Source organism: Kitasatospora sp. NPDC057512, assembly GCF_042802135.1.
In the GTDB taxonomy this organism is placed as follows: Bacteria; Actinomycetota; Actinomycetes; order Streptomycetales; family Streptomycetaceae; genus Kitasatospora.
The window spans coordinates 1-5,625 of the sequence record NZ_JBHVET010000589.1; the positions used below are offsets into that span (position 1 = coordinate 1).

Consider the following 5,625-nt stretch of genomic DNA (forward strand, 5'->3'; position numbering starts at 1 on the left):
TACTGGGATTGAACCAGTGACCCCTACCGTGTCAAGGTAGTGCTCTCCCGCTGAGCTAATCGCGCCTGATGTGGCGGTCCTGCAGCAAGCCCCGAGGGGCCTGACGTGCGCGATACTGGGATTGAACCAGTGACCCCTACCGTGTCAAGGTAGTGCTCTCCCGCTGAGCTAATCGCGCCTGGTGCGGCGGTGTTGCAGCAAGCCCCGAAGGGCCTGACGTGCGCGATACTGGGATTGAACCAGTGACCCCTACCGTGTCAAGGTAGTGCTCTCCCGCTGAGCTAATCGCGCGGGGAGGCCTCCCGGAAGAACCGGGAGGACCTCTTGGAGGTGGAGACGGGATTTGAACCCGTGTACACGGCTTTGCAGGCCGTTGCCTCGCCTCTCGGCCACTCCACCAGGCAACACATGAAGAACGATCTTACACTGTTCTCCATCGAGCGGACGACGAGATTCGAACTCGCGACCCTCACCTTGGCAAGGTGATGCTCTACCAACTGAGCCACGTCCGCCTGTCTCCCGGGGGGCTTCACCGCTTTTCTTCGGCTGCGCTCCCTGGCGACGTGTTGAACTCTAGCGGATTCCCGGGCCAGCTAAAAATCCGTTCCCGCAGCATGCCGAGGGGATGGCCGGCGAGTGCCGTCCCGTCAGCCCTCCCGGCCGGTCATCGGCCGCCACCTGCGCCGCTCCCGGACGATCATCCGCAGGCCACCCGGCGCACACCCGTACGACGCACGCGGCTGCTCGTGCGCGGGGGCGCGAGCCGGGCCGGTCCCACGCCCCCCGACCTACACTTCAGGCACCGCCCCCCAGCACCACCGCGCAGGAGAACCGTGTCCGGCCACCCCGCCCCCCGCACCCCGCTCGCCCGCTTCGGCGGCCGCCTGGCCACCGGACTGCGCGACGTCACCTCGGACCCGGCCGCCCTGGACTCCGCCGGCTACTGGGCCGTCGCCTACGACTTCGAGGGCCGCCTCACCTGCGCCCGCTTCGACGAGGTCCGCCCCGCCCCCGCCCCGCCCTCCGGCGCCGGCTGGCGCGGACCGGAGGCCGGCGGCTGGCACAGCTCCCTCGACCGCGCCGCCTACATCGCGGGCGTGCGCCGCATCCGCGAGCACATAGCCGCCGGCGAGGTCTACCAGGCCAACCTCTGCCGGGTGCTCTCCGCACCGCTGCCCGACCCGGACCGCAGCGACGTCGACGCCCTCACCGGCCTCCTCGCCCACGGCAACCCCGCCCCCTACGCCGGCACCGTCCGCCTGCCCGACCACGGCGTCGAGATCGCCACCGCCTCGCCCGAGCTCTACCTGCGCCGCACCGGCCGCACCGTCTCCTCCGGCCCGATCAAGGGCACCGGCCGCACCGAGGACGACCTCCTCGACAAGGACCACGCCGAGAACGTGATGATCGTCGACCTGGTCCGCAACGACCTCGGCCGGGTCTGCGAGACCGGCACCGTCACCGTCCCCGACCTCTGCGCCGTCGAGAAGCACCCCGGCCTGGTCCACCTCGTCTCCACCGTCGAGGGCACCCTGCGCGAGGGCGCCGGCTGGCCCGAACTCCTCGCCGCCACGTTCCCGCCCGGCTCTGTCACCGGCGCCCCCAAGTCCAGCGCCCTGCGGATCATCGACGCCCTGGAGACCGCCCCGCGCGGCCCGTACTGCGGCGCCGTCGGCTGGGTCGACGCCGACCGCGGCGAGGCCGAACTCGCCGTCGGCATCCGCACCTTCTGGATCGACCGGACGGACCCCGCCGCACCCGTCCTGCGCTTCGGCACCGGCGCCGGCATCACCTGGGGCTCCGACCCCGAGCGCGAATGGGCCGAAACCGAACTGAAGGCCGCCCGCCTGGTCGCGATAGCGTCGGGCGGCGAACCCGGTGGCGAATCCGGCAGCGGATCCGACCCGACCGGGGCCTGAGCCCCCACCGCCTAGGAGCAGCACCCGATGCACAACCGCACCACGAGCTGGGTCAACGGGGCCCTCGTCGACTCCGCCGACGCGGCCGTCTCGGTCCTCGACCACGGCCTCACCACCGGCGACGGCGTCTTCGAGACCCTGAAGACGGTCGACGGCCGGGCCTTCGCGGTCACCCGCCACCTCGACCGGCTCACCCGCTCCGCCCGCGGCCTCGGCCTGGCCGACCCCGACCACGACCTGGTCCGCGAGGCCTGCGCCCGGGTCCTCGCCGCCAACCCCGCACCGCTCGGCCGGCTGCGCGTCACCTACACCGGCGGCAACGGCCCGCTCAGCTCCGAGCGCGGCACCACCGGCCCCACCCTGGTCGTCGCCCTCAACACGATCGGCCGCCGCCCCGACGAGACCGCCGCCGCCGTCGTCCCCTGGCGCCGCAACGAGCACAGCGCCGTCGCCGGCCTCAAGACCACCTCGTACGCCGAGAACGTCGTCGCCCTGGCCGCCGCCCACCGCGCCGGCGCCTCCGAGGCCCTGTTCGCCAACACCGCCGGCCTGCTCTGCGAGGGCACCGGCTCCAACGTCTTCGTGGTCCTCGGCGGCCGCCTGCTCACCCCCACCCTCGCCTCCGGCTGCCTGGCCGGCGTCACCCGGCGGCTCGTCATCGACTGGTGCGGCGCCGAGGAGGCCGACCTCCCGCTCACCGCCCTCCAGGACGCCGAGGAGGTCTTCCTGACCTCCACCACCCGCGACGTCCAGGCCGTCACCCGCGTCGACGACCGCGAGCTGCCCGGCATCGGCCCCGTCACCGCCAAGGCCATGGCCGTCTTCGCCGAGCGCAGCGGCGACGACCTCGACCCGTGATCCCCGGCCGGGGGAGCAGGCCGACCGCGTGGATAACCTCCCGAGCAACGGGAAGGGACCACCACATGACCACCACGCTGCGCCCCGAGGGCCCGGAGACACCCACCGCGGCCGGCGGCCGCACCAGACGCTGGCTGATCCTCTCGAACGGCCGCCCGGTCGGCGCGGTGCGCACCACCGCCGACCCGCAGGGCGGTCAACTCTTCGGGAGAATATCCGAGTTGGAAGTCACCGAGGGTCGCGGCAGGGGCCGCGGCACGTTCGGCGGGCTGGCCGCCGAGGAGGTGCTGCGCACCTGGGGCTGCACCCGGGTCGACGTCGCCGTCCCGGAGTCGGCCGCGGCGGCCCGGGGGCTCGCCACGACCCTCGGCTACACCGAGCGGGCCCTGGCCATGTCCAAGCCGCTGGCCGACGCCCCCGGGCTGCCCGCCGGGCTGAGCGTGCGACCCTTCGACGACCCGGCCGAACTCCGGGCCTGGTACGAGCGGTCGGCGGAGGACTACGTCCGCATGAAGGTCGGTTCCGGCCTCACCGAGGAACAGGCCCGCGCCCGCATGGCCGCCGGGTCGCAGAGCCCGCCCCCGCCGGATCCGGAGGCCCCCGGCATGGTCGTGTGCCGCCTGTACGGCGCCGACGGCGGGGAGGGCCCGTACGGCCTGCTCTGGCTGCAGCCGCGCCTGTGCGACCTGCCGGACGGCGAGCCGCTCGCCTGGGTGATGAAGGTCGAGGTGTCCCCGGCCCATCAGGGCCGGGGACACGGACGCACGCTGATGCTGCTCGCCGAACGCGAGTGCCTGGCCGCCGGGGTGCGGAACCTCGGCCTCAACGTCTTCGCCGGCAACGAGGTGGCCATCCGGCTCTACACCTCGCTCGGCTACCGGGTCACCGAGCGCGTCTACGGCAAGCAGCTGTGACCGGGCGTGCGGTCAGGAGGACTTCGCCGCCTCGAGGACGGCCACGATCCGCTCGCGCAGCCCGTCCTGGCTCTGCCCGCCGTCGAGGCGCTGCCCGCCGATCACGTACGTCGGCGTGCCCGTGACCCCGATCGCCTTGCCCTCGGCCTGGTCGGCGTCGACGGTCAGCATGTGCCGGCCGTCGACCAGCGCGGTGTCGACCTCCTCGACGTCGGCCCCGACCTCCCGGGCCACCTCCAGGAGCACCTGCTGCCCGCGCGCGTCCAGCTCCGCGGTGCGGGCCAGCAGGGCCTCCACGAAGGGCCAGCCCAGCCCCTGCGCGAACGCCTCCTCGGCCGCCTCCGCGGCGGCGTAGGCGTGCTTGTGCTTCTCCAGCGGGAAGTGCCGCACCTCCAGCGGCAGCGCGTCGCCGTACTGCGCGCGCAGCGCCCGTACGTCGTCCAGCGCGGTGTGGCAGTCCGGGCACTGGAGGTCGCACCAGAACTCGAGGCGGGGGAGGGAACCATCGATCATTCCCTCAGTGTTCCACTAGTGGGCGCCCGCTCCGGCCGGAGGTGCGCCCGAGGGCGGACCGAGAGGAAGGCACCGATGACCAGGACGACCGGACACGAAGGGGTGGCCCCGTGCTGAGCGCGGCGATCAGCTTCATCCTCACGGCGGGCGGAGTGGCCTTCGCGGGGCTGCGGGCCTACCGGCGGCGCTTCCTGTCGGCGACCCGCTGGTTCGCGGTGGCCCTGCTGCCCGCCGGGCTCTACCTCACCGGCCTGTTCCCGTTGGCGAGCACGATCGGCCGGGAGTTCGCCGACTGGGCGACCAAGCTGGTCCTCGACCCACGGGTCTGGACCGGCATCGCCCTGCTCGGGGTCTCCGCGGTCCTGCTGGTCACCACCCGCTGGGTGGGCCGCCGGGGCGGTACGGCGGTGGAGAGCACCCCGGAGCGCCCGGCCGCGGCCGGCCCGGCGCCCGAGCGCCCCGCGGTGGCGGCGCCGGCACCCAAGGCCGCGAAGAAGCCGGCCGCGGGCAAGCGGGAGGACGGTCTCGGCGACTTCGCCGACATCGAGGAGATCCTCCGCAAGCGCGGGATCTGAGCGGGACGGGTGGCTCGAGCGAACCGGGCGGACCCGGGCGGTCAGGCGGAGGGAACGGCTTCCGCCGACCGCTGCCGCGCCCGGTAGGCGGCGACGTGCAGCCGGTTGCCGCAGGTACGGCTGTCGCAGTAGCGCCGCGAGCGGTTGCGGGAGAGGTCCACGAAGACCCGCGCGCAGTCCGGCGCCTCGCAGCGGCGCAGCCGCTCCCGCTCGCCCGCCATGAGGATGAAGGCCAGCGCCATGCCCAGCTCGGCCGCCAGGTGGTCGCCGAGCGCGGCGTGCGGCGCGAAGTAGTGGATGTGCCAGTCGTGGCCGTCGTGGTTGGTCAGCCGGGGCGTCGTCCCGGCGGCCGCGACCATCGAGTTGACCAGCTCGGCGGCCTCCGCGGTGGACTCCGTCGCGAACACCTCGCGCAGCCGGGTGCGCAGCTCGTGCACCCGCCGCAGGTCGTCCTCGGTCAGCGAGTCGATCTCGCTGATCTCCTGGCGGACCACGAAGGCGTCCAGTGCGGCGACGTCCGGCAGCCGCTCGGCGCCGCACACCTCGGGCGCGGTGTTGAGCAGCTCCACGAGGAGGCTCAGCGCGCACTCGGTGTCATGGGTGATCAGCACGTTGGGGGCTCCTCGCGCAGGGGGACTCCGATACCCCGCGTCCGCGGTTACCCCAGACCATACCGGGCCTCGTACCGGTAGGGCGGTGCCTTCTTTCGAAGATGTGTGCGCAGTCCGGCAAGGTGTCCGAAACCGGACACCGCCCGGGCCGGACGGCCCCCGAGGCCGCCCGTTCGTAGGGCCCGCCGGAACACGTCGGCGCCCGGCACCGAGGCCGGCCACCCGTGAGGATGAC

General features: G+C 73.5%; 6 protein-coding genes and 5 tRNA genes. 4 read left to right on the top strand and 7 right to left on the bottom strand.

Annotation, left to right across the window (positions count from 1 at the left end):
• The 5 genes from ACFU6K_RS29695 to ACFU6K_RS29715 all read right to left on the bottom strand — a co-directional run bounded on the left by ACFU6K_RS29695 (position 1) and on the right by ACFU6K_RS29715 (position 512).
• Positions 1 to 57: transfer RNA gene (locus tag ACFU6K_RS29695), tRNA-Val, on the bottom strand.
• Between the two features lie 49 nt (positions 58 to 106).
• Positions 107 to 178, bottom strand: a tRNA-Val gene (locus ACFU6K_RS29700).
• 41 nt (positions 179 to 219) lie between these two features.
• Positions 220 to 291: transfer RNA gene (locus tag ACFU6K_RS29705), tRNA-Val, on the bottom strand.
• A gap of 34 nt (positions 292 to 325) precedes the next feature.
• Positions 326 to 399: transfer RNA gene (locus ACFU6K_RS29710), tRNA-Cys, on the bottom strand.
• Positions 400 to 439: 40 nt separating this feature from the next.
• A tRNA-Gly gene (locus ACFU6K_RS29715) sits at positions 440 to 512 on the bottom strand.
• A 321-nt stretch (positions 513 to 833) separates the two neighbouring features.
• On the opposite strand from ACFU6K_RS29715, the gene ACFU6K_RS29720 reads away from it, so the two are divergent.
• The 3 genes from ACFU6K_RS29720 (at position 834) to ACFU6K_RS29730 (ending at position 3,691) form a co-directional block, all read left to right on the top strand.
• The gene (locus tag ACFU6K_RS29720; protein WP_380668177.1) at positions 834 to 1,919 is read left to right on the top strand and encodes a chorismate-binding protein; all 1,086 of its coding nucleotides are present in this window, start codon (positions 834 to 836) and stop codon (positions 1,917 to 1,919) included.
• 27 nt (positions 1,920 to 1,946) lie between these two features.
• Entirely contained in the window at positions 1,947 to 2,777 is an 831-nt protein-coding gene (locus ACFU6K_RS29725; RefSeq protein WP_380668179.1) for an aminotransferase class IV, read from the top strand.
• 65 nt (positions 2,778 to 2,842) lie between these two features.
• Positions 2,843 to 3,691: a GNAT family N-acetyltransferase gene (locus ACFU6K_RS29730; protein WP_380668181.1), complete on the top strand. Its 849-nt coding sequence runs from the start codon at positions 2,843 to 2,845 to the stop codon at positions 3,689 to 3,691.
• Between the two features lie 12 nt (positions 3,692 to 3,703).
• On the opposite strand, the gene ACFU6K_RS29735 is transcribed toward ACFU6K_RS29730, so the two are convergent.
• Entirely contained in the window at positions 3,704 to 4,204 is a 501-nt protein-coding gene (locus ACFU6K_RS29735) for a DsbA family protein (protein ID WP_380668183.1), read from the bottom strand.
• A 110-nt stretch (positions 4,205 to 4,314) separates the two neighbouring features.
• Between ACFU6K_RS29735 and ACFU6K_RS29740 the strand changes: the two genes are divergently transcribed.
• Positions 4,315 to 4,779, top strand: a complete 465-nt coding sequence (locus ACFU6K_RS29740) for a hypothetical protein (protein ID WP_380668185.1) — start codon at positions 4,315 to 4,317, stop codon at positions 4,777 to 4,779.
• 41 nt (positions 4,780 to 4,820) lie between these two features.
• On the opposite strand, the gene ACFU6K_RS29745 is transcribed toward ACFU6K_RS29740, so the two are convergent.
• The gene (locus tag ACFU6K_RS29745; RefSeq protein ID WP_049656188.1) at positions 4,821 to 5,390 is read right to left on the bottom strand and encodes a CGNR zinc finger domain-containing protein; all 570 of its coding nucleotides are present in this window, start codon (positions 5,388 to 5,390) and stop codon (positions 4,821 to 4,823) included.
• Positions 5,391 to 5,625: the final 235 nt, after the last annotated feature.